18 protein-coding genes, 1 tRNA gene and 1 pseudogene are annotated in these 24696 nt (G+C 66.6%); 4 read left to right on the forward strand and 16 right to left on the reverse strand.

From position 1 onward, the window contains the following. Window positions 1-45: 45 nt before the first annotated feature. From FB600_RS07145 to FB600_RS07165, 5 genes are all read right to left on the reverse strand, one after another. Window positions 46-2976, reverse strand: a complete 2931-nt coding sequence (locus FB600_RS07145; protein ID WP_145756440.1) for an ATP-binding protein — start codon at window positions 2974-2976, stop codon at window positions 46-48. Window positions 2977-3031: 55 nt separating this feature from the next. Continuing rightward, entirely contained in the window at window positions 3032-3487 is a 456-nt protein-coding gene (locus tag FB600_RS07150; protein ID WP_013689018.1) for a CesT family type III secretion system chaperone, read from the reverse strand. A gap of 120 nt (window positions 3488-3607) precedes the next feature. After that, the gene (locus FB600_RS07155) at window positions 3608-3877 is read right to left on the reverse strand and encodes a hypothetical protein (RefSeq protein ID WP_096752316.1); all 270 of its coding nucleotides are present in this window, start codon (window positions 3875-3877) and stop codon (window positions 3608-3610) included. Between the two features lie 145 nt (window positions 3878-4022). Next, window positions 4023-4268, reverse strand: coding sequence for a hypothetical protein (locus FB600_RS07160; RefSeq protein WP_013689020.1), 246 nt, complete (start codon window positions 4266-4268; stop codon window positions 4023-4025). Window positions 4269-4297: 29 nt separating this feature from the next. Further along, the gene (locus FB600_RS07165; RefSeq protein WP_098151538.1) at window positions 4298-5704 is read right to left on the reverse strand and encodes a type III secretion protein; all 1407 of its coding nucleotides are present in this window, start codon (window positions 5702-5704) and stop codon (window positions 4298-4300) included. 638 nt (window positions 5705-6342) lie between these two features. Between FB600_RS07165 and FB600_RS07170 the strand changes: the two genes are divergently transcribed. The 3 genes from FB600_RS07170 (at window position 6343) to FB600_RS07180 (ending at window position 9917) form a co-directional block, all read left to right on the forward strand. Continuing rightward, on the forward strand, window positions 6343-7533 hold the full coding sequence (locus FB600_RS07170; RefSeq protein ID WP_098182413.1) for an MFS transporter: 1191 nt from the start codon (window positions 6343-6345) through the stop codon (window positions 7531-7533). Between the two features lie 340 nt (window positions 7534-7873). Then, window positions 7874-9427, forward strand: a complete 1554-nt coding sequence (locus tag FB600_RS07175; RefSeq protein ID WP_098182414.1) for a hypothetical protein — start codon at window positions 7874-7876, stop codon at window positions 9425-9427. A gap of 34 nt (window positions 9428-9461) precedes the next feature. After that, entirely contained in the window at window positions 9462-9917 is a 456-nt protein-coding gene (locus FB600_RS07180) for an NUDIX domain-containing protein (protein WP_098182415.1), read from the forward strand. A 63-nt stretch (window positions 9918-9980) separates the two neighbouring features. Here FB600_RS07180 and FB600_RS07185 read toward each other — a convergent pair whose 3' ends face one another. The 9 genes from FB600_RS07185 to FB600_RS07225 all read right to left on the reverse strand — a co-directional run bounded on the left by FB600_RS07185 (window position 9981) and on the right by FB600_RS07225 (window position 20591). Continuing rightward, window positions 9981-11405: a class I SAM-dependent methyltransferase gene (locus tag FB600_RS07185; protein ID WP_145756441.1), complete on the reverse strand. Its 1425-nt coding sequence runs from the start codon at window positions 11403-11405 to the stop codon at window positions 9981-9983. Window positions 11406-11653: 248 nt separating this feature from the next. Further along, complete coding sequence (locus FB600_RS07190; RefSeq protein ID WP_013689026.1) at window positions 11654-13222, reverse strand: helix-turn-helix transcriptional regulator; 1569 nt, start codon at window positions 13220-13222, stop codon at window positions 11654-11656. Window positions 13223-13400: 178 nt separating this feature from the next. Continuing rightward, window positions 13401-14402, reverse strand: coding sequence for a Rieske 2Fe-2S domain-containing protein (locus FB600_RS07195; protein WP_013689027.1), 1002 nt, complete (start codon window positions 14400-14402; stop codon window positions 13401-13403). A 125-nt stretch (window positions 14403-14527) separates the two neighbouring features. Continuing rightward, window positions 14528-16207 (reverse strand): tetratricopeptide repeat protein, encoded by a 1680-nt coding sequence (locus tag FB600_RS07200; RefSeq protein ID WP_096752322.1) that lies wholly within the window; start codon window positions 16205-16207, stop codon window positions 14528-14530. 38 nt (window positions 16208-16245) lie between these two features. Then, entirely contained in the window at window positions 16246-17502 is a 1257-nt protein-coding gene (locus FB600_RS07205) for a beta-ketoacyl synthase N-terminal-like domain-containing protein (protein ID WP_145756442.1), read from the reverse strand. After that, a complete protein-coding gene (locus FB600_RS07210) occupies window positions 17489-17728 on the reverse strand; it encodes an acyl carrier protein (protein WP_013689030.1) in 240 nt (79 codons plus the stop codon). The genes FB600_RS07205 and FB600_RS07210 overlap by 14 nt, the downstream gene beginning before the upstream one ends. A 56-nt stretch (window positions 17729-17784) precedes the next feature. Next, a complete protein-coding gene (locus FB600_RS07215) occupies window positions 17785-18567 on the reverse strand; it encodes a polyketide synthase (protein WP_013689031.1) in 783 nt (260 codons plus the stop codon). Further along, the gene (locus FB600_RS07220) at window positions 18568-19344 is read right to left on the reverse strand and encodes an enoyl-CoA hydratase/isomerase (RefSeq protein WP_013689032.1); all 777 of its coding nucleotides are present in this window, start codon (window positions 19342-19344) and stop codon (window positions 18568-18570) included. After that, window positions 19332-20591, reverse strand: a complete 1260-nt coding sequence (locus FB600_RS07225; RefSeq protein WP_013689033.1) for a hydroxymethylglutaryl-CoA synthase family protein — start codon at window positions 20589-20591, stop codon at window positions 19332-19334. Before FB600_RS07225 ends, FB600_RS07220 begins: the two co-directional genes overlap by 13 nt. 884 nt (window positions 20592-21475) lie before the next feature. On the opposite strand from FB600_RS07225, the gene FB600_RS07230 reads away from it, so the two are divergent. Then, window positions 21476-21549: transfer RNA gene (locus FB600_RS07230), tRNA-Cys, on the forward strand. Window positions 21550-21768: 219 nt separating this feature from the next. Here FB600_RS07230 and fabD read toward each other — a convergent pair. After that, window positions 21769-22924: pseudogene (fabD, locus tag FB600_RS07235) on the reverse strand (ACP S-malonyltransferase). A 247-nt stretch (window positions 22925-23171) separates the two neighbouring features. Next, the gene (locus FB600_RS07240; protein ID WP_013689035.1) at window positions 23172-24404 is read right to left on the reverse strand and encodes a cation:proton antiporter; all 1233 of its coding nucleotides are present in this window, start codon (window positions 24402-24404) and stop codon (window positions 23172-23174) included. Window positions 24405-24696: the final 292 nt, after the last annotated feature.

Raw genomic sequence — 24696 nt, forward strand, 5'->3', positions numbered from 1 at the left:
TCGATGCGAATGCGGATGTCGATGCAGATGTGATGCGGCGGCCGATCAGCCGCCGGCGGTGCCGTCGAGCGCGTCGAGATCGGCGCGGATCCGCTCGACGATGCGATAGGCGCCCTGCTCGGTGGCGCAGCGCAGCGCCTGCAGGAAGCCGCGCCGCGTAACCTCGTGCGCCTCGCCGCGCGCGCGCGACAGCACGCCTTGCAGATGCAGCAGCCAGGGCATGGTCCAGCGCTCGCCGGTGCGATCGGCGCGACGCACCGCCTGGGCGATGCCCTGCGCGAGCGTGTCGGCCAGCGCCGGCGTGGTGGCCACGGGGATCGCCGGCAGCAGGGTGGTGACGAAGGCCAGCTCGACCGGCGGCACGCGATGCGATTCGAAGCGGCGCGCGATCTCCTCCACCAGCGACAGCGCGGCCGAGGCGTCGCCCTGCCGGCTCAGCAGCCAGCGCTGCACGTCCAGCCCGGTGCGCAGCCAGCGGCGCGGCGCGGTCGAGCTGGCCAGTTCGACCAGCGCCGCGGCGTAGGCTTCGGCGCGCGGCGCGTCGTCGTCCACCACCGCCAGCGCGCAGGCATGGCGCAGCGCCACGCAGCAGGACAGCGGCTCGTTGTCGGTGGCGTTCAGCTCGGGAATCTCGCATTCTCGCGGCGTGCCGCCCACCAGCCATTGCACGGTCGACAGCGCCGCGCCGGCGATCAGGTGCAGCGACAGCCCGTGCCGCGTGGCCAGCGCGCGCGCCTCGCGGATCACGTCGGGCAGCGCGACGTTGGGCCCGTCGGGCATGCCGCTGAGCAGTGGGATCGCCATGTGCAGGTCGCCGGTATAGGCGCGCAGCAGGCCCTCGATCAGCCGCGCGTTGTGCTGCGCGGCCGGCCAGTGCGCCGCGTCGGCGATCTCGGCGTACTTGCGCGCGAACTCGCGCGCGCGATCGGTCTCGCCGCGGATCTGGGCGCGGAAGAACAGGTGCAGCAGCGCGCGCAGCCGGGTGGAATTGTCGGCGCAGGCGCTGGCGATCTCGTAGGCGCGCTGCCATTGCAGGGCCGCCTCGCCGGCGGCGTTGCGCTTGCAGGTCAGCGCGTTGGCGAGCGCCGCCGCCACGCGCATCTCGGGGCGGATCCGGCGCACCTCGCCGTCGTTGCCGCAGATCGCCACGCGCCGCGCCCAGCCCACGTATTCGTCGCCGAGCGCGAGCCGCACCCACAGCGGCGCGGAGTGGTCGAGCAGGTCCGCGCCCAGTTCCGGCTTGCCGGTGTCGATCGCCCATTCGAGCGCGGCGCGCAGGTCGGCCAGGTCGTGGCGCACCGAGGGCGGCGCGAGGAACGGGCCGGCGCCGAAGCGGCGCGCCACGATGCGCGCGATCAGGGCCGCGTGCAGCGCGCCCGGCGTGGCGCGCTCGGGCGTGCGCGCCAGCGTGGCCAGCGCGAAGCGGCGCACCGAGGGCGGCAGTTGCAGGCGCAGCTCGCCGTCGCATTCCACGTCGTCGACCAGGCCCGCGCTGACCAGTTGGCGCAGCCGCCGGCGGGCCGCCTCGGGCGGCGTGTCGTCGAGGCCGATCGCGCGGTCGAAGGCGATCAGCAGCTCGATCGCCGCGCCTTCCTCGAAGGCGCCGTGGAACACGCCGAGCCGGCGCAGCGTGGCGCGCGTGCCGGCGTCGAGCCGGCCATGCACGAAATCGAGGCAGGCGAACTGCAGGTCCGCGTGCGGCAGCAGGCGCCGCCGCGAGCCCGAGCGCTGCGCGAGGAAGCGGTCCAGGTCGGTGGCGCAGGCCACGAACACCGAGCGCACGTCGCCGTTCGAGGCCAGCGCGGCGGCCAGGTCGGCCGCCATCAGCTCGACCGGATGCGGCATGCCGTCGAGGCTGGCGCAGATCGAGGCGGCCGCGGCCAGCGCGTCGGCCGGCAGCCGCGCGGCGGCCGGCGTGCCGTCGCGGCGCTGGCGGCGCGCGAAGGCCGCGAAGAACAGCGCCAGTGCGTCGCTGTTGCCGGAATCGTAGGGCTGGTGCGCGTCGGCCGAGACGCCGAGCGGCGCCACCGCGATCGCGCGTTCGCCGCCCACCGCCAGCGGCGTGTCGCCCGTGGCGAGCACGTGCACGCCCTGGGTGGCGGCGGTGAGATGCTCGATCACGCGCGCCACCGCGTGGCGTACCGGCGAGACATGGTCGAGCACGACGAGCAAGCGCCGTTCCCGCAATGTGTCGGCCAGTTGGGCCGCGTCCAGCTCGCCGCCGCGCGTGTCGACGTCGAGCGCGTCGGCGATCGCGTGCACCACCCGATCGGGCGCCGACAGCGTCGCCAGCGGCACGTAGGCGACGCCATCCGGGAAGGACGGCGCCAGGCCGCGCGCGGCCTCGATCGCCAGGCGCGTCTTGCCGATCCCGGCCGCGCCGGTCAGCGTGACGGCGCGCACCGCCGGCACCGTGGCCAGCAGCTCGGCCAGCTCGGCGTGGCGGCCGACGAAGGGGGTGGGGTCGTGCGGTTGGGCATGGGTGAGCGTGTCGCGCGCGCGCGGCGCGGCGGTTTCGGCGTCGGCGTCGGGCAGCGCCATCAGCTCGTCGGGCGGCGCGGCATCGCGCGCCAGGCGCTCGCCGCCGTCGACATCGGGCCGTTCCACCACGCGAAGGTCGCCGGCGAAGCGGTAGCCGCGGCCCGGCACGGTCTCGATCAGGTCGCGGTCGTCGCCGAGCGCGCGGCGCAGGGCGGAAATCTGGGACTGGACGGTATTGGTGTCGACCTCGAGGCCCGGCCAGACCGCGTCGCGCAGCGTGGCCACCGGCACCGCGCGGCCGTTGGCGTCGATCAGCAGGATCAGGATCGCGAGCGGGCGCGCGCCGATCGCGACGATCTCGCCGTCGGCGATCAGCAGGCCCGCGTCGCGCAGCAGCCAGAAGCGGGAGAAGGCGATGGTGCGGCCGCCCGGGGTATCGGCCGGCGCCGGGACGCGGCGCCGGATGGGCGCGCGCGGAGAGACGGATTTCGACATCGGGGACTACGCGTGGCACCAGACTCGGGTTGATCGGCCGAGCGGCGCCGGGCGGTCAAGCGCGCAACCAGACGTACTCCCCGGATGCGATGCCGTCGAACATGTCGTCACTCGATTCCATGATGTTGCGCCGCCAGTAGCGGCCGTGTTCCGCGTAATGGGCGAGCAGGTCCGCCAGTTCCGCGCCGTCCACGCCGCTGTCGAACGGGATGCGCAGTATCAGTACCACGTTCCCGGTATCCGTGTCGATTCCCATCTGCGCCTGATCCTGGGCGTAGACCAGCAGGTTCGCCTCCAGCATCAGGCGGAAGATCGTCAGGGTGCGGCCGGCGGTGACGGTTCCATAGTGGAAGTTCGCATACATCGCGTCGATATCGTTATCGAAATAATCGAGGCGTACGTCGAATCCTTCCACTTCGATGGCACGCGTCTCCAGCACGTTCTGGACGTCGGGCAGGTCGATGACGGCGCACAGATCCTCGATCAGCCAGGTATATCGGTCGGAGCTCATGCGATGCGCTAAGGGTTCGGGAAAATCGGGGGTGAATCGAGAAAACAAAAAGAGGCGGCCGCCCGGAACCGGGCATGGCCGCCGCGATGGCGCCGCGTGAGGCGACGCCGGTTGGCGCGATTAGCCGCCTTGCGATGCGCTTTTGACGTTGCTCGCGCCGCTTTTCATCACGTTGGCCAGCGATGCGGCCATGCTCTGCTGGAGCTGCATCTGCGCCGAGGCGAGCGTCATCTGGTTCATCTGGTTGCTGATGCTCTGCATCTGCGCTTGCGTGGATGCGGAATCCGCGCTGCCGGCGGCCGTGTTGGCGGCGCCGTTCATCACGTTACCGGCGGTGCTGGCCAGGTTGCCCATGGTGCCCGCCATCGAGCTGACATTCGGAAAAGGCATTGTGTACCTCGCGTGTCTAGGTTTGGTTGCGAAAACTACGGAACTGCCACTTCGGTGCATGACCGGCCACGCCCGGACCGGGCGGTCAAGCCCGGGCCGCGCGCGGCAGGCAGCGTTCGAGGACGGTGGACCGCCCGCGAATCGGTTACGACGCGTTCGCGCGCTGCTCCTGCAGCTTCGCCAGCGCCCGCGAGGTCGCGAGAAAGCCGCGATAGAGCTTCGCGAGGTTGCTGCGGTCGAGTTCGTTGGTCGACGGCGTCGCGCCGATCTTCTCGGCGGTCGCGTCGAGCGCCGCGCGCAGTGCGTTGACGCGGTCCTGGCTGTCCGGCGCGTTGAGCAGCGTGCGGATCTCGTTGAAATCCTTGGCGTACGGGTCGAGCGGTTCGTACATGGTTGATCCCTTGGGGTGACGTGCCGGGCTCAGCCCGCGATCGGCGGAGCCGGCTGCCGGGACGGTGGTTCGGCCCGCTGCGCGAGCGCGGCGGGGCGGGTGGCCGATGCGAGCATCGGCGCATGGGTTCGGGCCGCGCGCGGCAGCTCGGCCGAGGCCGAGGGCAGCGGCACGAATTCGTCGGCCGTGTTGCGCTGGCCCGCGGCGCCCGGGGCGTTGGCCGCCTTGGCGGCCGCGTCCTTGCGCGAGGCGCCGGCCCGGGCCGGCTTGCCGGCGGCGGGCGTGGCCTGCGCGCTGGCTGCCGTGCCGGTGGCCGCGACCTTGGCCGGGGCGCTGACGCCGGTGTTCGCGTTGCCGCTGACGGTGCCGTTCGCGCCTGTCACGCCGCTGTCGGTCGCGCCGTTCGCGGCGGCATTGGCCGCGTTGTCGGCTGCCGCCGCCGCGTCGGCCGCCGAGGCGTCCTGCGGATCCGAGGCGTAGATGTGCTTCACGCCGTCGGGCGTCTGCGCGTACTGCACGCCGTCGGCCGAGATCATTTCGGAATAGGCCGTCGCGTCCGTCGAGGTGGCGTTGCTGGCCGATTCGGAGACGTCGGCGACGATGTCCTTCACGTTCGGGTCGAGATCGGCGCGCACGCGCGCGATCGCCGCGTCGAGCGCCATCTTGTTGCCGACCGAGCCCTTGATCACGAAGCGCCCGCCGCCGCCGTACTGCACGCGCGCGCCGGGCACGCCGAGCGAATCCTCGATGCTGCGCGCCACCTGGGGCGCGACGTCGTATTGCGGCGCGACCTGGGTGATCGTCAGGCGGCGCAGCAACTGGCGCACCGCCGAATCGTCGGCCGAGCTGGCCAGCATGCCCGTCACCACCACCGTGTCGCCCACCGCGTGCGCGTTCAGGCCGTCGATGCGGGCCGCCGCGAGCGCTTCCGTGACGCGGCGCGCGTTGTCGTCGGCGTTCGGCGGCAGGGCCGCGCGGCTCATCTGCACCGTCGAGAGCACCGAGACCGTCACGATCACCGCGCCCACGCCGAAGCAGGCCGCCGCGATGCCGAGGTAGCGGCGGCGCAGCGGCGAGGCCTTCGGCACCGGCTTGGCCAGCAGCGTTTGCAGCAGCTCGTAGTCCGACGGCCAGACGCCGGTTTCGTCACCGACGCAGAGGATCGTGCCGTCGAACTGCATCGGCACGAAGTCGATCAGCAGGATGGTCTCGAGCGGGCCGCTAGTCGGGTTGCCGGCCGCCGCGCCCGCGTTGGCCGAGGCCACCGCCTGCGCCGACACCACGCCCGAATCGTCCACCGTCAGCCACAGATCCGCACCGCGCCAGTCCGTCAGGCGTATGTCGGCCGCGTCGTCCGTGCCGATGCGGTGCGCGCCGGGCGCGAGCTGCAATTGCGCGCCTGCGTGGGTGCCGGTCAGAATCCGCAGCAGTTTCATGGGTCCGTCGAGTCTGGTCGCAGCCTGAGCTTTCGTTCCGGCTAATGTAGGCGCTCGCTCGATAGCGGCGTGTGGCGGATGCGAAGCTAGAACGCGGTATGCGAACGCAGGGGAAGCGGCGCCGGGAGTGTGAAAAAGCGTGTCGTGAAGGTGGTTTTTACCGACGCCGAATTATTTTCGTGTTGGGAATGGGGGTAATGCCGAGGTGAGTCTCCGAGGCTCGGCGGGTGGCGCGGGCGGCGGGTGGGGAAGGCTTGTCGGGTGGGCGATTCGGCGGGATTTAAATCCTCGTGCGCGATGGCTTGGCGGTGAATGCGAAGCGACGGCCGGTGGAAATCAGGAATGCTCGACGGGCTCATTGGCTTGAAACAAAGCTTGATGATGGATGCCGATGCGAGATCGGGCGATACCGGTAGCGGGCTCGTTCGACGAACGGTCGGCCCATGTCGAATCCAGTGATGCGGCTCGCGATTCCATGTGAATCGGCCACTCGCTTGCACTCGCGAACTCTCTTCGTTACACTGCGCCGCAGACGAGGTTCAATCCACTTCCCGATCCTCGCGTAAGCGTTAACGTGAACCAACGCAAATCATTGGGCTTGCTCTCCCGGCAGGCTCGATTGCGCAGGTTCACGCATCATGAAATCCGCTTACGTCAACGCGGCCGCATTGCGCCGTGGCTATCTTCTCCCCATCGGCATCGTCCTGGTTGGCGCCAATCTGCGCGCACCGATCACGTCCCTTGGTCCCGTTCTCGACCGGATTCAATCCGACCTGTCGCTCGGCGATTCCGCCGCCGGCCTGCTGGGTGCCCTGCCGCTTCTGGTTTTCGCCTTGCTGTCGCTCGTCGCGCCGGCGATTGCCAGGGCAATCGGCCTCGAACGCGGCATCGGTGCCGCGCTGGTCGCGATCCTGGTCGGCACCGTCGTGCGTTCCTGCCCGTTCGATGGTGCAGTCTGGCTCGGCATGCTGCTGTTGAGCGCCGGCATCGCCATCGGCAATGTCCTGCTGCCCGGGCTCGTCAAGCGCGAGTTCCCGGAGCGCTCCGCCTTCCACACCAGCCTCTACGCCGCGGCCATGGCCAGCGCGGCGGGCCTGTCCGCGGGCCTGGCGGTGCCCGTCGCGTCGCTACCCGGCTCCAGTTGGCGCGTCGCCATCGGGATGAGCATCATCATCACCGTGGCGGCGTTCGCGACGTGGCTGCCGCAACTGCGCTTCGAACACCGTCCCGCGGTGCGCAAGGAAAGCGCCGCCGGCTCGGTCTCGCCCTGGCGACACCCGATCGGCTGGCAGATTTCAGGCTTCTTCGCCTGCCATTCGTTCGTGTTCTATTCGCTCGTGACCTGGTACGCGTCGATTGGACTGGAGCGTGGCGAGTCCGCCGCTTCCACCGGGTTCGATCTGCTGCTTTACCAGGTGGTCGCGGTGGCGACGAGCCTGCTTTCGGCGCCTCTCATCAAGCGCATGAAGGATCAGCGTGCGATGGGCTACGTGTGCGGCGCGTCTCTGCTCGTCGGCACGCTCGGGCTCTGGAGCGGTGCTCCCGTATCCGCCGCGTGGCTGGTTGTTGCCGGCCTCGGCGCGGGCTTCTCGATGACCACCAGCTTGTCGCTGTTCGCGCTGCGTACCCACCATCACGACCAGGCGGCCAGGCTGTCCAGCATGGCGCAGTTCATCGGATATTCCGGCTCGGCTGTCGGCCCGCTGCTGATGGGGGCCTTGCATGCCGCCACCGGGGCCTGGCGTGTCCCGTTGGCCGTGCTGATCGTCGTCAGTGCGTTGGTTGCCGTGTTCGCGGTTCTCGCGGGACGGCGGCGGTTCATCGATTGAAGGTGGACATCTCTCGTGAGAAGTTCGACGAGAGTGGCAGGGGATTCGGATATCGATTCGGCCGGCGTCATGCCGTCATCGCCGCTTCACGTCCATGACACGTTCATCCCCGATCGTGACCGCGTCACGTCCGCCCCCGTCGTCGAATTCGAGAGGCTGCACACGGAATAGATCCACGCCATCAAGCGTTCTTGAGTGCGACAGACACTCAAGACGATCTGGACGTACCACCGAGGGCGCCTTCGATGCATCGAGGGCCGAGATGTCTGTCGCAGCATTTTTCCCGTGCCGCACGACAAATTGAGAGCTGACAAGGTCGAATATGCAATCCAGACAGCGCATGGGGCTCCAGCCCCTACCTTTCACCTACGAGGAGTGGAAGAAAAAGACCGAGCTGACGATCGGCCGCCGCGATTCCAGGCTGGCGGCGCTCGACATGGCCATCAAGGCCTATGAGGTGGGCAAGTCGCCCGGCAATCTGCGCATCATCGAGAACGCGTTCTTCGCCTGGCGCCGCGGCAGCGGCATGGGCGACGAGTGGAAGCGGAATGCCCGCAACAAGAAGACGGAGTGCTTCTCCCTTCTGTACGCGTGGCTCTATTCGGTCGACCTGGACGTGCTGGCGGGATCGGCCCGGTTCATGGTGGACGACATGGCCAATGCGCGCGCCGGCATCCTCTGGTTCTTCTCCAAGCTCGAGTGCGAGCGCGGCAAATTCCAGATCGTGACGGGCGGGGTGTTCGACATGTCGAATGCCGGGCTGACCTTCGGGGCTATCGAGGCCGGCAAGGAGGCCGGCAAGATCGTCACCGATGTCAGGAACATCAGCAGCACCGGGGTTCGCACCCAGGCGGAAAAGCTCGCCAAGAAGCTCGACGCGCGAGGGGCCGGCACCAAGGCGGCAGACCCGCCCTCGACGCAATTCACGGTCGATTCGGGGATCCTGTTCCATCGCTCTCCCGAGGTGCTGAGCAACGGCGAGATCGCGCTGTCCGACAAGATCTTCGGGGCCTTCAGGCAGGCCTGGGCCGCGGCGGGAAATTTCATCGACGAAAACACCTTCAAGGATCTGCGGGCCCTGACCGATTTCCTGGTGAAGCGTTTTCTGTCGACGGTGGCCAACGCGACATACGGCGTGTCGATGAATCTCGCCACCGCCGTGAACACGCTCGTCGAGGCCGTGTTCCAGCGATACAAGGCCTGGCAGAGCGGGCAGGACGTGCAGGTGGTCGACGGCACGCCGGCCACCATCGTGCATGCGCTGGAAACCAAGATGTCGGTGATCGCGGCGCAGAACCTGTACGCGACGCTGCGCTCGGGCGTGCAATTCGGTTTGCAGGTCGCCTCGCTGGGGGCGGCGCATGTGGTCAGCTTTGTCGTGTCGGCGGTGGAGGTGCTGATCAAGACGGCCTACCGCCTATATGAATTGCACCTGTTCCGGAAGTTCGTGGCCGAGGCGAAGGAGAAATTCCAGGGGCTCGCGGCACTGAAGATTCATCAGGATCCCATCGCATTCAATACGTGGTTCAAGTACTACGCGACGCGGGTGCCGCTCATTTCGGCGCTGATCCTGAACAGCGGGGCGATCAACAAGATGCACCTGCTCAAGATGTTCGCGGGGCGCTGCGTGATCAACCAGTCGCAATACGATGCCGGGGTGAAGTATCTGGCCCGCCTGCACAACTGGAGCGCGAAGTACATCGAGGATTCGGGCTACAAGGTATACAGCGCGGACGAGATCGCGAACCAGTGGGCGAAGCCGAGGAAGGATTTCGACTCGAACTACCTGAACAACCGGAAGTACCAGCTCTACAAGTTCGGGTCGGCGTTCTTGACCGGTGGATCGAAGAACATCGTGACGGGCGTGGCGGGGGATGTGATTCCGGTGCTTTAGAATCGTCGGCTGGTTCACTCGACTCAGCCATCTCATGAACGGCCAGAGCTATATCGGTTGGCTTCGCAGCCATGTCGGGAATGCACGGATCATCAGCCCATCCGTGGCAGCCGTGATTCACGACGAGCAGGGGCGCCTGCTGTTGCAGGAGAAGGCGTCGGGCGAGCCTTGGAGCCTTCCGGCCGGCGGGATCGAGTTGGGGGAGTCGCCGCAGGAGGCCATCATTCGTGAGGTGATGGAAGAGACGGGATATCGCGTCGACGTGAAGGGCATCCTCGGTGTGTTCGGAGGGCGGGAGTTTCGTTACACCTATCCGAGCGGCGATCAGCTCGAGTATGTCGTGACGCTGTTCGCTTGCCAGATCGTGGGCGGGACAGGAGAGCCGATCGATAGCGAGACGAAATCGATCGCGTATTTTCATCGGCACGAAATGCCCACGCTGGCCTTGCCCTATCCCATCGACGTGCTGTATTCCACGCCTCGGGCCTGAAATCTCCGGGCACCGGGCACCGGGCAGCACCGCAGACAGCCGATGCCGTGACGGCAACGACCATCAACCGCCGCGCAACACGCCCAGCCGTGCGAGCCGCTCGGGGCAAGCCACCGGGTTCCCCGCCAGCCAGGCGAGTGCCTGGGCGGCTTCCTCGCCGCTCACGGCAACGCCGTTGCCGAGCACCTCGCAGGGCACGAACACCGTTGCCGCCGGCGTGCCGCCGCTGGCGAGCGCAGCTGCGGTGGCCGCGCTCGCGGCGCGGCGCGGGCCGCTCGTATCCGGGCCGCCGGATCGCGCGAACGGGGTGAGCGAGCCGCCCGCCACCAGGAACAGCAGGTTCTGCATGATCTCGCGCGCGTTGTGCTGCGTACCGCCGAGCCGCGCCACGATCTCGCCGATCGGCAGCGCACCGCCTGCCAGCAAGGCGCGCAGGTCGGCGATGAAGTCGGGCTGGAAACCGAGCACGCCGCGCGGAATCGTCATGCGCGGCTCGATCTTCTCGAGCGCGCCCGAGCAGCCGATCGCCAGCTCGTCGAGATGGCGCATCGCGTCGGCGGGCGAGCGGCCCGCGCGCGCGCCGCGTACGAAGACGTCGCGCCGGAAGCGGCGGTTGACCGCGAAGTCCTCGCCCAGGTGCCGCAGCCGCGCGTTGGGCAAGGCGGCGATCGCGTCGGCGGCCGGCCGGTCCATCAGCAGCAGCGGATGGTTGTCGGGCAGCGTCGCGCTGCCCGCATAGGCCAGGCCAACCTCGGCCATCTCGTCGACCACGTCGACCGAGTAATGCACCTGCCAGGTGCCGTTCAGGAATTCATGCGCGAGATAGTCGAGTGGATCGCCGGCGAGTGCCGCGAGTGCCTCGGTGGCGGCCGGATTGTCGCGAAAGTAGCGCAGGCTCGGGATGCCGAGCCGCTGCATGCCCGCCAGCGCGCTGCCGGTGCGAGTCTCGATGTCGCCGTCGGCGGCCTGGGCGAGCTCGAGCATCAGCTTGCGCAGCGGTGCCTCGGCCGACCAGCCCGGCTCGCAGTTGTAGCTGAGATAGACGAGTCCGCCGTCGGCGAGGCGGCGATCGAGCAGCTGCCGCACCACGCGCCGCACGTCGGCGTCGACCCAGCTGTAGATGCCGTGCATCACGATGAAGTCGAAAGACGGCAGCTCCGCCTCGAGCAGGGCCTCGAAGCTGGTCTGATGGAACACCGTGTTGCTTACGCGGAGCCGGGCCGCGCGTCGCGAAGCCGCCTCGATATGGGCCGGGTTGAAATCGCAGGCGTGAAATTCGGCGTGCGGGAAGGCGGCCGCGTTGATCACCGTCGAATGCGCGAAGCCGCAACCCAGGTCGAGATAGCGGAATGGTTGGTCGAGCGCCTTCGGGCGCGCGCCGCCGAGTACGCCGGCATAGTTCAGCCAGACCGGCGACAGTTCGCGGTGGAACCGGTCCGGGAACGTCACGTCGCTGAGGTAGCCGGAGTTGGGATCGGTTGCGGACATGGGAATGAAGTGCGGTTCGGTTGCCAGCCGGGGTGATGGGCCAGGCCGGATGCCTGCGTGCCGCTTGCGATGCGGATCGGCGGATCCGGCGCGGCACGCGCTCGGGTCGCCCGGGCACCGAGGGATTCTCCTCGCGGCACCATGGTCGTCCCGCGGCCTCGGGCGACAGGACGTGAGCTTAGCATAGGGCTCGCGTCGCGCGAGGCCTGCGGGCCGCCGGCGAAGCCTGCCCGGCGGCCCGCGCGGCCTCAGTCGGCCGTCGATATGCTCGGTTCGGGCTGGGGGCGGCTGGCGATCGGATGCGAGCCCACGCCGACTCCGGCCAGCACGCCCGTGCCGAGATCCTCGGCGGCATTGAAGTGGTGCTTGCGATGCAGGGTTTCGGCCGGCGCCTCGTTGAACTGCCGCTTGTAGGCGTTGAGCAGCGTGGAGCGGTTCGGCACGCCCCAGCGGTTGCCGGAGTCGAGCACGCGCTGGCCGAACGCGGCGTCGTCCCCCTGCAGCTCGAGATGAATGCGCTTCATCCGTTCGCGCCGGATGATCTCCGAAGGAGTGGCGCCGAGGCTCGTCTTGAAGGTGTTCTGCAGCGAGCGCACCGTGACGCCGATCACCTCCGCGACCTCGCCGATCGAAAGATCGCTGCGCTCGAGATTGTCGAGCAGGAAGTGATAGGCGCGACGGTACTTGGCCGGCAGGCGTGCGCTGATGTCGTCTGCCACGTAGGGCGTGTGCCGCTGCGAGTTGCTGCGTGCCAGGTCGCAAGCGCCCTTGCGGGCACAGTGCACGGCCGTCATCGCGTAGCGGCTGTAGAGCTGCTGCGAGTGGTGGGTACGCCCCTGGGCCTGGTGCACCTTTGCCAGGCAGTAGAGGATCTCGAGCTGGCGGTGATCATGGCCAACCCGGATCTCGTTGGCGAGCGGAGCGAGCACCATTTCGGCCAGATGCGGGGCATTGCCGATCAGGCTCGCCAGCGCGATTTCCTGGCGTACCGAGCTCTGGTAGGCGGTCAGGCCGTTCGCATCGGCCCAGTCCAGGTGCCGCATCAAGTCGTTTATGGCTTCGCCGTGGCCGCTGGCGAGCCGATGCAGCGAGGTGCGGAAATCGAGCCGGGAACGCAGCAGCGGGACCTGCACCTCTCGCTCGTCGAGCAGCCGGCCGCGCGGCTTGTCGCGCGGCGCGGGCGGGCGCAGCGGATCGCTCAGGCGCGCGGATTGCCAGTACACGTGATCGGCGAGCTCCGGCGCGTGGCGCAGGCTGCGCTGCACGTCCAGGTCGGCACGCAGGGTGCGTGCGAACTCGCGCCACAGGCCGAAATCCTCGTGTGTCGACAGGCGTTGCTCGATAGCCAGTTCGATCTCGTCGAGCAGATGGCCGGCTTCATCGAGATGGCCGAGCTCGAACCACACGCACAGCGTTCCGAACAGCCCCTCGACGTGGCGACAGGGGGCGACGGACGCCTCGCTGGTCACGCTCGCGAAGCAGGCCATCGCGGTGCCGAGCCGGCGCCGGAACAAGGCCTGCCATCCGGTATTGCGAAACGACAGCAGGCGAATTTCGTCCTTGGACGCATGCATGAGCTTGCGTGACCGTCTATACGATTCCTCCGCATCGAATTCCAGCCCCATGGCGAGCTGCATGTCGGCATGCAACTGCATCCGATACGCGCGCTCCGCGTCGCCGCAGCCGTCCTGCACGAGACGTGCGAGGTCGGCATAGGCGGACAGGACGCGCGTTTCGCGGATCTTCGAGCGCAGTCCCGGCTGCGCGGACGGGGAGGCGAGAACGGCGATCAACGGGAAATAGAAATCACAAAACATGCGCAACTCCATCATGGTGTGAGGCGTACAACGGCCCTCCACCGCTCCGATCGGCTCGGAGACAGGGTGCGGGGCCGGCCGGCGTGGCGCGGGCGAATGATGGCCGGGAATGCCCGGCGGCATCCGGCACCTGCTCGCGGCGAATCGCCGGCCGATAGGTGAAACGACGACGTGATGCTCAGGCGCTGACTGCCACCGGCACCACGCGCGGTGCGTAGAACTGCTCGAAGTAGCGACGGAATCGCATGATCGCGCCGTCGCCGTCGCAGAGGATCGGCTTCGTACGATGAATCTTGTTTTCCCAGATCGGGATATCGCCGTCGATGCCGAGCTGTCCGCCGAAATAGCCGACCGTGTTCATGGCGCCTTCCCAGGCCGGCGAACCCTCGGGGCACTCGGGGAACGCGAAGCAGAAGCGCAGCTCGACGCGATCGACCTCGACCGGCGTGGCCATCTCCATCAACGAGATCGTGACGAAGCCGGTGAAGCGCGAGATCTTCTGGCCCGCGCCGCTGTTGATCACCTGGGTGCCGGTCTCGACCGTACGCGTGACGCCGTCGGGAAAGATCATCGAGGTTTCGCCCGTGGTCTTGCTGAACCGGATATGGCCGTCGTAGCTGACCTCGCCCTCGGGCATCGCATCCATCTGGTGGATGTACTTGAAGTGCGCGGTGTCGACGCCGTTCTCGGCGATTTCCTGAGGATTGCTGGCGAACGACCAGAAGCGGCGTACCGGCTTGCTCCAGCCCGGTGCGACGAATTCCTCGTGTTCGGCAACCTCGTAGCTCGGCGCGAGCTGCTGCGGGTGATACCAGACCCAGATCGCACCGTTGCGCTCGACGACGGGATAGGGCTGCGCGATCGGCTCGCGCTGCGCGATCGCCGGCAACTCGCGTGCATAGGGAATGCTGGTGCAGAAACCGTCCTTGCGGTAGGCCCAGTGATGGAACGGACAACGCAGCGAATCGCCCTCGACCTTGCCGCCATGTCCGAGGTGCGCGCCGAGATGGGGACAATAGGCGTCGAGCACGCCGATCTCGCCGGATTCGCCGCGAAACATCACCAGATCCCTGCCGAAGTAGCGTATCGGCTTGACGTCGCCGATCGCCACCTCGTCGCTGTAGCCGATGCAGAACCAGCCGAATGGCATGTCCATCGGAAATCGTTGTGTGCCGTTCATGTCAACTCCCTCGCTTCGGTTTTGTCTGTTGTGGGTGATCAAGTCAATCAGGACTGCTTTGTTTTCAAAGGAATGTCGGATTCCGGACCCGACCCTCGACTGCTGCGCGTGCTCCCGACCGCGTCTCAGTGGCAGCAGCTGCGTCTGGCGGGGCTCGCGCAGAAGCAGGACACACCGATCTCGATATCGGCACGCGCGCGTGCCACCTCGAGGGCGGGCTGCAGGGCCTGTGCCGTTTCGTGCTTGCCGAGCTGGCGCAGGCAACTGAGGTAACCCTGCAGGCTCCAGATGTTCCCGGGATGCTGCAGCGCCCGGTAGATCGTGGGGTCGAGCCCGAGATCGGCGCGATAGACGCGCTCGGCTTCCTCGACGCGGCCCTGGGCAAGCAGCAGCGCGCCCAGCGGATGGCGGGTCGGCATCATCCAGCCCCACGGCTCCATGTACTCCAGCGCATCGTCGAGCTCGACGGCGCGCCGCAACTGGACGAAGGCTTCGTCGAAGCGGTCCTCGTGGTACGCGATTTCGCCGTCGAGCACGCAGGCGGCCACCCGGAGCAGGTCCGCGCAGGTATTGTTGGTCACGTAGCGGTGCTCGTGCAGCGCGGCCTGTGCCTCTGCGAAGGCCCGCCGTTCGCGTGCCGCGGCTTCGTGCTGCTTGAGGTTGGCGTGGGCGATGCCGCGCGCGTAGTGCAGCATCGCGGTGGTATTGCAGTAGAGCGCGGCATCGGACGGGAACGTTTGCTCGAGAATCTCGCGCCACTTGCCGAAGCGGATCAGCACGTGCGCACGCACCGCGAGAAAGCCTTCGAGCAGATAGGCCATCGGCGGCTGCTCGATCGCCAGCAGCGGCTCGGTGATCAGGGCCTCGAGCTCGAGCACGCCTTGCCAGGCAGCCTGGAAGCGGCCGAGCATCATGGCCGCGTAGATCTTGAAATGAATGTCGTGGACGCAGTACAGCCGGAACTCGAGCCATTCGGGGTGCTGCTCGAGCACGCGCCGGTTGGCGGCGATGGCACGGTCGTTGGCCGTCACCGCGTCGTGGTAGTGACCGCACAGGATGTCGATATGCGAGGCCATGTGCAGCAGATGGCCGACATCAGGCGCCAGCTCGCGCAGCGTGTCCGCCGCCCGCAGGGCCCGCTCGGGGCTGGGCGACATCTCGACGGTATGGATGTAGACATGCAGCAGGCCCGCGTGCGGGGGCAGCCGGTGCGTGTCGACCTGCGCCAGCGCGCGTTCGAGCACGGCGATCGCCTCGTCGGTGTCGGCGCCCGCGGCGACCTTGCCGGTCGACATGTCCCACAACTTCCACGGCGTGCGATTGATCAAGGCGTCGGCGAACAAGGCCGCCACGTCCAGGTTGTCGGGATTCGACAGATAGACCTCGCGCATGGCTCGGGCGTAATCGTCGTTCCAGCTTCGCAGCAAGGCCTCGTCATGGGCGCCCTCGGACTGGAAGCGGCACTCGATGGCCCGCAGCAGCCCCATTTCCAGGTCGCCGGCGTCGGCCGTACAGGCATGGGCGCGCTGGATCGCCTTGCGCGCGAGCTTCATGCAGCGCGCGATCATGCGCGGATGGAACACCTTCCACTGCTTGTTGTAGTTGCAGCCCGAGGCGTAGGCAATACCCCAGTAGGCCATCACGCAATCCGGATCGATCCGGGCCGCTTGCTGAAAGCAGTCCACCGCGGCCTCGAAGTTGAATCCGTAGGCCCACAGCAAACCGCGTTCGAACCATGTGCGCGCCTCGGGGTCACGAATCGTGATCCGCTCGATGCGTGCTTCCTGTTCCAGATAATCGCTCATGTCTCTTCTCATCCCAACCTTGGCCTGCGCGCGCAGCGTCAACAGCGCTCGAAGCAGAGCGCGGTGTTGATGCCGCCGAAGCCGATGCTCAGTGTCAACGCCCGTCGGATCTCGGCATCTCGCGGCGCAGCGACCCAGTCGAAGCGAGGATCGATCGGCTGGTCGAGGTTGCGGCTCGGATGCAGGCGGCGCACGCGCATCTGGACCAGCGTGGCGATCAGCTCGACGGTGCCCGCCGCCGTCAGGCCGTGGCCGATCAGCGATTTCGTGGTGTTGAGACAGACGTGCCCGAGTCCGGCCCGGCCGAGCGCGGCGAGCTCGGTGGCATCGCCCAGCGCCGAGCCGCTGCCGTGAGGATTCACGTAATCGACGCTGGCCGCGTCGATGCCGGCGTCGTGCAACGCGCCCTCGATGGCGGCGGTCTCGCCCTCGAGCGAGGGCGCCGGTTCGCGCGAGCCGTCCATGCGCAGGTAGCCGCCGAGCCACTTCGCGTAGGGCGCCACGCGCGGGCGGCGCAGCCGCGAGGCGCGTTCGACCACCACCGCGCCGCTGCATTCGCCATAGATGAAGCCGTCCCGATCCTTGTCGAACGGCCGGCAGGCCGCGCCGGGATCATTGCCGAACCGGTCGGAGCCCATCGCGCCGAGCGAGCGGAATGCCTGGCATTCCCAGTAGGAGAGATCCATCAGCGCACCGAGCGCGATCGCGGTATCGACGCTGCCCGATTCCACCAGGCGAACGGCCTGCAATACCGCGAGCTGGCCGCTCGCCGAAGCGCCGCCCACCGTCATCGCGGCGCCCCGAATGCCGAACAGCTCGGTGGCCAGGCCGCACAGGTCGCTGTCCATGAAGGACACCGCGTAGCCGGGGCGCACGAACGCGCCGCGGTCGCGGTAGGCGTCGTGGACCAGTGTCTGTTCGCGCTGTTGAAAGTTCGAGCCGCCGATCACGAGCCCGATCCGCAGCGGGTCGACCTCGCCGAGCGCGGCATCGTCCCAGGCCTCGCGAAGGCAGATGACGGCGGCCTGCGCGCTCAGCGATGCCTTGCGCTGATGCGCGCCGAGAATCGCGCTCGCGTCGAGCGTGCCGATCTCCGCACCGAGGAAGCCGGACGGCGGCGCGTCGGCATCCCGTGCCGGTTCCGCGTCGGGCAGCTGCCGCCCCGGCCGGCGCATCACGCCGAAGCCGTGGCGGCCGGCCAGCAGCGCTTCGGTGAAGGCCTGACGGCCTTGGCCGATGGCGGAAACGACGCCGATTCCGGTGACGAGGATCTCGTCGCGTTCAGAGCTTCGCATGAAGCACTTGCGCCAGTTCGCCGATATTGCGCGCGCCGGCCAGCTCGACGAGCGGTACCCGCAGCGACAGCGATTCGAGCGTCATGATGACGATCTCGGATCGGTCGAGCGAATTCGCGCCGAGATCCTTGAGCGCATCGGTGGCGCGGAACGTGTGCCGGTCGAGCCCGGGAATCACTTCTTTCGTATGTCGAGCGATCAGCTCGACGATCTGCTGCAGGTCCATGGCAGCGCTTCCTTGACTGGGTATCGCCGCTGGAGCGGCGGAGTTGTATGTCGTATTTATTGACCGAAGAGCGAACGAATGCGCTCCCGGACCTCCGGTTGACCGAAGGTTTTTTCATGCATGACCAGTTCCTGCTCGATCACGCCGGCCAGCCGCGTACGCAGATCGGCGACCAGGTGATCCTTGAGCGTGACGAGCGAGAACCGCGGCTTTTCCGCGAGGCTACGCGCGATTTCGAGCGCGCAGGCAGCCACTTCGGCGCGCGGCACGACCGGAAACGGCACGCCGAGCTTCTGCAGTTCGTCGCCGTAGAACGAGCGCGCGCTCATCAGCATGTTCTGCGCGAGCGGCAGGCCCAGCTTTTGCGGCAGCACCAGGGTCGCGCCCATGCCCGGCGTGAAGCCGTACTTCATGAAATTGGTGGTGTAGAGACATTCCTTGCCGAGCACCACGAAATCGGCGAACAGGCCCATCACGAAACCACCGCCGATACCGTGCCCCTGCATCGCCGAGATCACCGGCACGGGACAGTTCAGCGCGAGGCTGTAGAGGTTGATGCCGTTGCGGCTGCCGCTGGCGGCGATATCGGCAAAGGTGCCCTTGCCCTCCGACAGGTACATCAGGCTGTCCTGGGTGCCGCCGCTGGCGAAGTAGTTGTCGTAGCCGGTCAGTATCACGGCCTTGCAATGCGGGTCCTGACGGATCGCGTCGAAGGCATCCCCCAGCCCGCGAATCAGTGCATCGGAGAACGTGTTCTTGTTCGCGCGATCCTGCATCACGACCTGGAGCACGCCGGCTTCCAGTTCGCGGAGCTCCACCACACGTTCTTGCGTGTCCACTTAGTCGGCCTCCCAAGGAAATTTTCCGGTCTCAACGAAGCGCGTGATCTTCCTGCGATTGTCGGGATCCGCGAACATCTCGATGCTCACCCCCACCGCCTCCCGGCGCGAGGCCGCGAGCGTGCTGTCCAGCGTGGCGGAAAAGGCCTTGTAGCGAGCCACCGATGTCTTGGGCAGGTAACGCAGGCGCAGCAGGTGCTTGCGCAGCAGCGCCTCGGTGTTGGCGCCGACCGCATCGACCAGCCCCCAGGCGAATGCCTGCTGGGCGCTGACCGGCTGCGTCATCAGCGTCATGTAGTGCGCTTTCTGCGCGCCGATCCGGCGCGCCAGGAACGGCAGTACGCAAGCGGGAATCAGGCCGAACAGCAGCTCCGAGAGGCTGAAAGGCACGGCCTCGTCGCAGATCGCGATATCGCAGGCGGCCACGAAACCCACGCCGCCCGCGTTGACCTTGCCCTGCACGTGGGCGATCGTGATGTAGGGGCCGGTGGCGAGGCGCTGCCACAGTCCATAGATGGCATCCGAATCGATCAGCGTGCCCGGCGCCTGGCTGACTTCGGAAAAATCGGCGCCGAAGCAGAACACCTCGGGCAGCCCCTGCAGCACGACGATCTTCGCGGTCGACTCGCATTGCTCCAGCACCCGCGTGCATTCCGCGATCATCCGGTTGTTGATCGCGTTCTGCGCATCGGGTCGATACAGCTGCAGGAAGCAGATGTCGCCGTCGTGGCGCACCCGGATCGTTTCGTGATCGACGGGCCGGGTCAGGATATCCATTCGTATTCCCGATGATATTCGTTGATCCGGCTCAGGAAGAGCGTCTCGCGGCCATGCGAGCGGCGTGCGGCCGGCAGGAAGCCGCTGTCGATGGTCGCGTTGCGCGTGCCGAAGCGCACCACGCGGCTCTCGGTCAGCACCTGTTCGTATTCCTCGATCGAAAGTGAGTATCGACGGTCGAGCTGCTCGCCGATGCGCATCTCGCGCAGGCGTTGCTGGCCGGCTTGGTCCACCACGCCGCTGAAGAACTCCGAGCAGCAGCCCGAGCCGTAGGAGAACACCCCCACGCGCTGCGGCGTGCGGTAGTCGCCGTTGTCGATCGTGCTGGCGACCGACAGCATCGCGGTGGCGCCCATGATGTTGCCCAGCCGCTGGCAATAGACCAGCCCGGGGCCGGCGCGCAGCTGGAAATCCTGCTCGATTTCCTGGGTCGAACGCCGGCCTGTCTTGCGCATCAGGTTGCGATGCGCGCCCTTGACCATGCCGCCGAACGGGGTGTGGAAGGCCACGAAGCCGAACGTGCTGGCATAGTCGACGTCGGACACGCGCTTCTGATATTCGGCGAATGCGTTCTCGCAGCAGTCGAGATACGAGAGCAGCGACAGGTCGGAATTGCCGGCTTCGCTATCGGTGGTGGGACGGCAGGTATCCATCACCTCGTAGCCGTAGTAGCCGTTCGCGCCCACGTCGATGCGAAACACGTGGGGCGTGTCGCTGACCAGCATCGCCACCGCGCCCGCGCCGCTGCTGGGCTCGGCGAAGGACCAGTCGGCCGACAGGGCTTCGCCGCCGTCCTCGACGATGAAGCGCGACAGGTCGGTGGCGATCACGAGCGCCTTGGCGCCGGGCGAGACCTGGGACAGCACGAACTGGATCGCCGTCTGCAGCCCGGCGACGCCCGAGTAGCAGGCGTTCTTGATTTCGAACAGGCGGCAGTTGCGCTTCAGGCCGAGGTGGTGGTGGAAGTAGGTGCTCATCGACTTGCCGAAATCGAAGGCCGACTCGGTGCAGGTGACGAGCATCTCGATGCGCTCGAGCTCGTCGGGCGTGAGCGCGTCGATGATCGGCTTCGCGGCGTTCACGCCATATGTGATCGGATCCTCATAGGGCAGCGCGACCGATTTTTCCCGCATCAGCAGATTCTGGAATCTGGCCATGTCCAGATTGCGATGCTCCGCCAGTCGGGAAACATCCAGACTGGCGGCCCCGGCATAAACATTGAGCGCCTCGATACCAACGGCTGTCATTGGGTCATTCTCCTTGCTGCACGGAACGTTAAATCGGTGTGCAATAAAAACGGGCAGAGATAATCGGAAGGGATTAAGACCAATGTCGGCGATATGATTTTTGAGCGGCCATCCTACACCATGGATTTTTGGGTTGCAAGATAGAAATACATGACCGGAAAGTTACGGAAATTACGATGTTCGGCGGATAAAAGAATGAACTGATCCAGGTCTGGAAAGCGCTTGATTGGGTGCGGCGCGCCAATTCGATCGCGGTCATGAGATTTCAGGAAAAAAGTACCGAAGTGAATTGAATCGATAGGAAATTCCGATGCGCGACCTCGGCCGACTTCGCGCGGTTTCCCGCTTCTTCCCGCAGCCCCGCTCCAGGCAAGGCACCGGGAGTTCAGGACACCGCCCTTCGGGATTTTCGCGGATGGCCGGATGAGGGCGCTCCATCGCTCGCCAAGACCATCGAGGGCATGCGAATTTAAAAAACTCTCAAAACCTAGAAAAACTGACAGTTGACAACGTTCGCTGGTTTATTTAGTTGCGTGGGCCCGGCGGCTCGTAATTATCGAATTCAATAACTGTTTAAGCAGCTCGGCTCGAGTATCGGGTGAAGTGTGTCGACATCAATATGTAATGAGCCTATGGGTCTCGCTTATCGAGATGTCGATGGTGAGGGTGGTTTTGGATGCGGCGAAGTTATGCGGAGTAATACGAAACGGAAGAATTTCGCTGGTTCCCGCCATGTTTCGTCACTTGGGTTTTTACAGGATCGGTTTCGGATATATTCGTCTTACGGTTTTGAACGACCCGGTCGCCACGCAAAAGCTGGCAGCCTGGAAGTAAAACCGCCCACCACGGTCGGCGATATCGATGGCGGGAATGAAAGCCACCAGGGCGCGGTAGCAAAGCGGTCATGCGGCGGCCTGCAAAGCCGCTCAGGCTGGTTCGACTCCAGCTCGCGCCTCCAGATTCCTCGTACCGACGTTCGGCGGTGCGGCTGCGCAATTGCGCGTTCGGGCTCGTTCGAGCCCACTTTCCCTTCTATCCGTTTGATGAAATTTCCGCGCACGCTCATGCACGTGTCGCGACGAACGACGCGTTCGCGCGCTGTCGTGCGAGGAGCGGCTGGTTGGGGAACGAAGGGGAGCGAGCTTGCCCGGCGCTCGTCGCTCCCGGGAGATCCGCGTCAGAGCGGCGTCACTTCCTGCAGGTCGAAGTAGCCGTTGTAGCCCTTCATGTAGACGGCGGCGCGATGCCCGAACAGGACCATCGCGGCGCTGCGCGTCTCGAGAGCGTCGTCCGGCACTCGCGACGATCGCACGCGCGCGCCGATCGGATGCCGGAGGTTCCAGTCCGCGACCTGCTCCGCCGCATTCGGCACCGAGGCGGTGACGGCGGGAGCAATGGATTCCTGCGGCTTGCCGCTCGGCAAATCGGGCTTGGAGGGCGCGAGCCGGCGAATCGTGTGTGCGAGACGCGTCAGCACATCACCATGCCCGAGCTCGACGAATTCGATTTCCTGGCCGCGCGTGCTGGCCAGCGCGAGCAGATACCCGACGCTTTCGGTCCAGCGCACCGGATTCGCGATCTGTCGCGCCAGCCCGTCGGCAACGGTGCCGGCCTCGTAGGGGCGGGCGGAAACGTTCGAGATCACCGGCACCGCCGGATCCTCGAGACGGAACGATTGCAGGAAGGTCGCGAAGGCCTGCTGGGCCGGCCGCATGAATTTCGAATGAAACGCACCGCTGGTATTGAGTCGTAGATAGCGCACGCGCTCCTGCTGGAACAGCGGCTCGGCACGCTCGATCTCGTCGACGGGGCCGGAGATCACGAGCTGGTTCGGCGTGTTGTCGTTGGCGATCGCGGTGTCGTGCAGGCCGTGCTCGGCCAGCGTGCGCTCGATATGCTCGCGGTTCGCGTTGACGATGGCCGCCATCGCGCCGTCGCGCGCCTCGCTCATCAGCTCGCCGCGTTTCATTACCAGCTTCAGGCCGGTCTCGAAATCGAAGCAGCCGGCGGCGAGCAAGGCGTTGAATTCACCGAGGCTGTGTCCGGCGAGGAAATCTGGCGTGGGTTGCGCGGCGTTGTCCTCGCGCCAGGCTTGCCAGGCCAGCGCGTTGACCACGTAGAGCGCCGGCTGGGTGTAGCGCGTGCGATTCAGTTCGTCGCGTGGATCGTCGAGGCACAGCTCGCGGATCGAATAGCCGAGCACGGCATCGGCGCGCGCGGTGAGGTCGGCGAAGCGCTCGAACAGCGCCGCGCCCATGCCCTTGGCTTGTGAACCCTGGCCCGGAAACATCAGTGTCTTCAGCATCTCGCCTCCCCGATTCGACTCTCGTCAGTGAAGGCCCGACGCGCCGCGGCGCGGTGGCGGGATGCGCCGTGCGCCGGGCTCGAGTGGACTATAGCAAAGCGTGACAGCGCTAATTCGGGGCCAGCGAAACTTGGCAGAAAAAAGCGAATCTCGGAAGTTTCGCCGCTTCGCGCGGTGTTTCGTCGGCCGCTAAAGATGCGGAAATGCTATCGATATACTTGGCCGCGATGTAGCGATTTCGTGTTCGCTGCGCCTCGATCGTTGCCGGATGCGGATCAGGCCAGTTGGGTGGCGGTGCGTACCGGCCTCAGTTTCAGCAGCGGCATCGCGAAGGCCGTGCTGATCAGCGCCATCAGGATCAGCGCGGAGAACACGGCGCGCGAGATCACATGGGAGTCGAGCAGGATGGTCGCGACCACCAGTTCCATCAGGCCCTTCGCCTGAGCGAGCACGCCGAGCCCGAGGCAGAACCCCCAGGACTCGCCGGTCGCGCGGCTGGCCAGCGCGGTGCCCGCGATCTTCCCGCTCACCGTGCTCAGCGTGATCAGCAGCGTGATCGGCAGGAAGCCCGGCGCGTCGACGTCGATCAGCACGCGCAGCCCGGTGCTGATGAAGAAGAACGGAATCAGGATGTTGACCGTGATCGGCTGCATCCGCTCAAGCAGCGCATCGCGCCAGGCAGCCGGAATGATCGCGCCGGCGATGAAGGCGCCGAGCAGGTAGTGCAGGCCGAGATGTTCGGTGGCGGCGGCGGAGGCGATCGCCACGCCGCAGGCGATCAGGATCTGCGTGTCGAGCGTGGCGCGGCGACGGTTGGCCCAGGCACGCAGCGCGGGACGCACGACCAGCAGCATCGCGGCGAAGTAGAGCACGATGAGCGTCGAGCCGAGCACCAGGGTGCCGCCGGTGGCCGCTCCGGTTCCGATCACCGACAGGAAGGCGGCGAGCAGGATCCACAGCATGCCGTCGTTGACCGCGGCGAGGGCTAGCGCGAACTGGCCGAGGCGGCGCGAGGTCAGGTGGGTTTCACGCAGGATCGCGGCCAGCACCGGCAAAGCCGTGACGCCGCAGCAGATGCCGATGCCGAACACGAATTCGGCGGGCGAGGCGAGCGGATCGAGCGCTTGCGGGTAGGCGCGACTGATCGCGATGCCCGCCAGCATGCCCAGCGCCATCGGCACCAGCATGCTGGCCAGCGAGATCATGCCGAGCTTGCGGCCATGGCCGCGCAGCTTCGAGGTGTCGAGATGCAGGCCGGTGACGATCGCGAAGAAGAACAGCGCGATCGCGGATACATGGGAGAGGAAGTTCAGCGAATCGGGAGGAAACAGGGCCGAGTAGGCTTCGGGGGAAACACGGCCAAGGCCGGATGGCCCCATCACGACGCCGAACATGATCTGGACCACCACCAGCGGGATGACCGATCCGACCCGCAGCGTGTTCATCAGCAGGGGTGGCACCGCCACGATCAACAGCGCCTGTGACAGGAAGACGAAGATGCTGCTCATGCTGACTCCGTTTGAGGTTGATGTCCGGGCAACGGGGGGCGGCCTCGGAAGATGGCTGTTCCGGCGTACCGACACGCTGATCGGATCGGCGCGGTAGATGGAAATTCCTGGCGAATTCGCCTTGCCGCCCGGTTCAAAATTTTTGCGAAGTGTTTCGTCATCCGAATTGTTTGTCAAGTGAATGTTGATTTGTCGTCGAACGGATGAAGATGGGTTGGAAAAAATCAAAACGAGAGGGCTGTCTGCATGATGTCAATCGCCGGTTTGCCTTGCCCGACGCGCTGAAGCGCCG

This window comes from Burkholderia sp. SJZ089, assembly GCF_007828315.1.
Classification (GTDB): domain Bacteria; phylum Pseudomonadota; class Gammaproteobacteria; order Burkholderiales; family Burkholderiaceae; genus Burkholderia; species Burkholderia gladioli.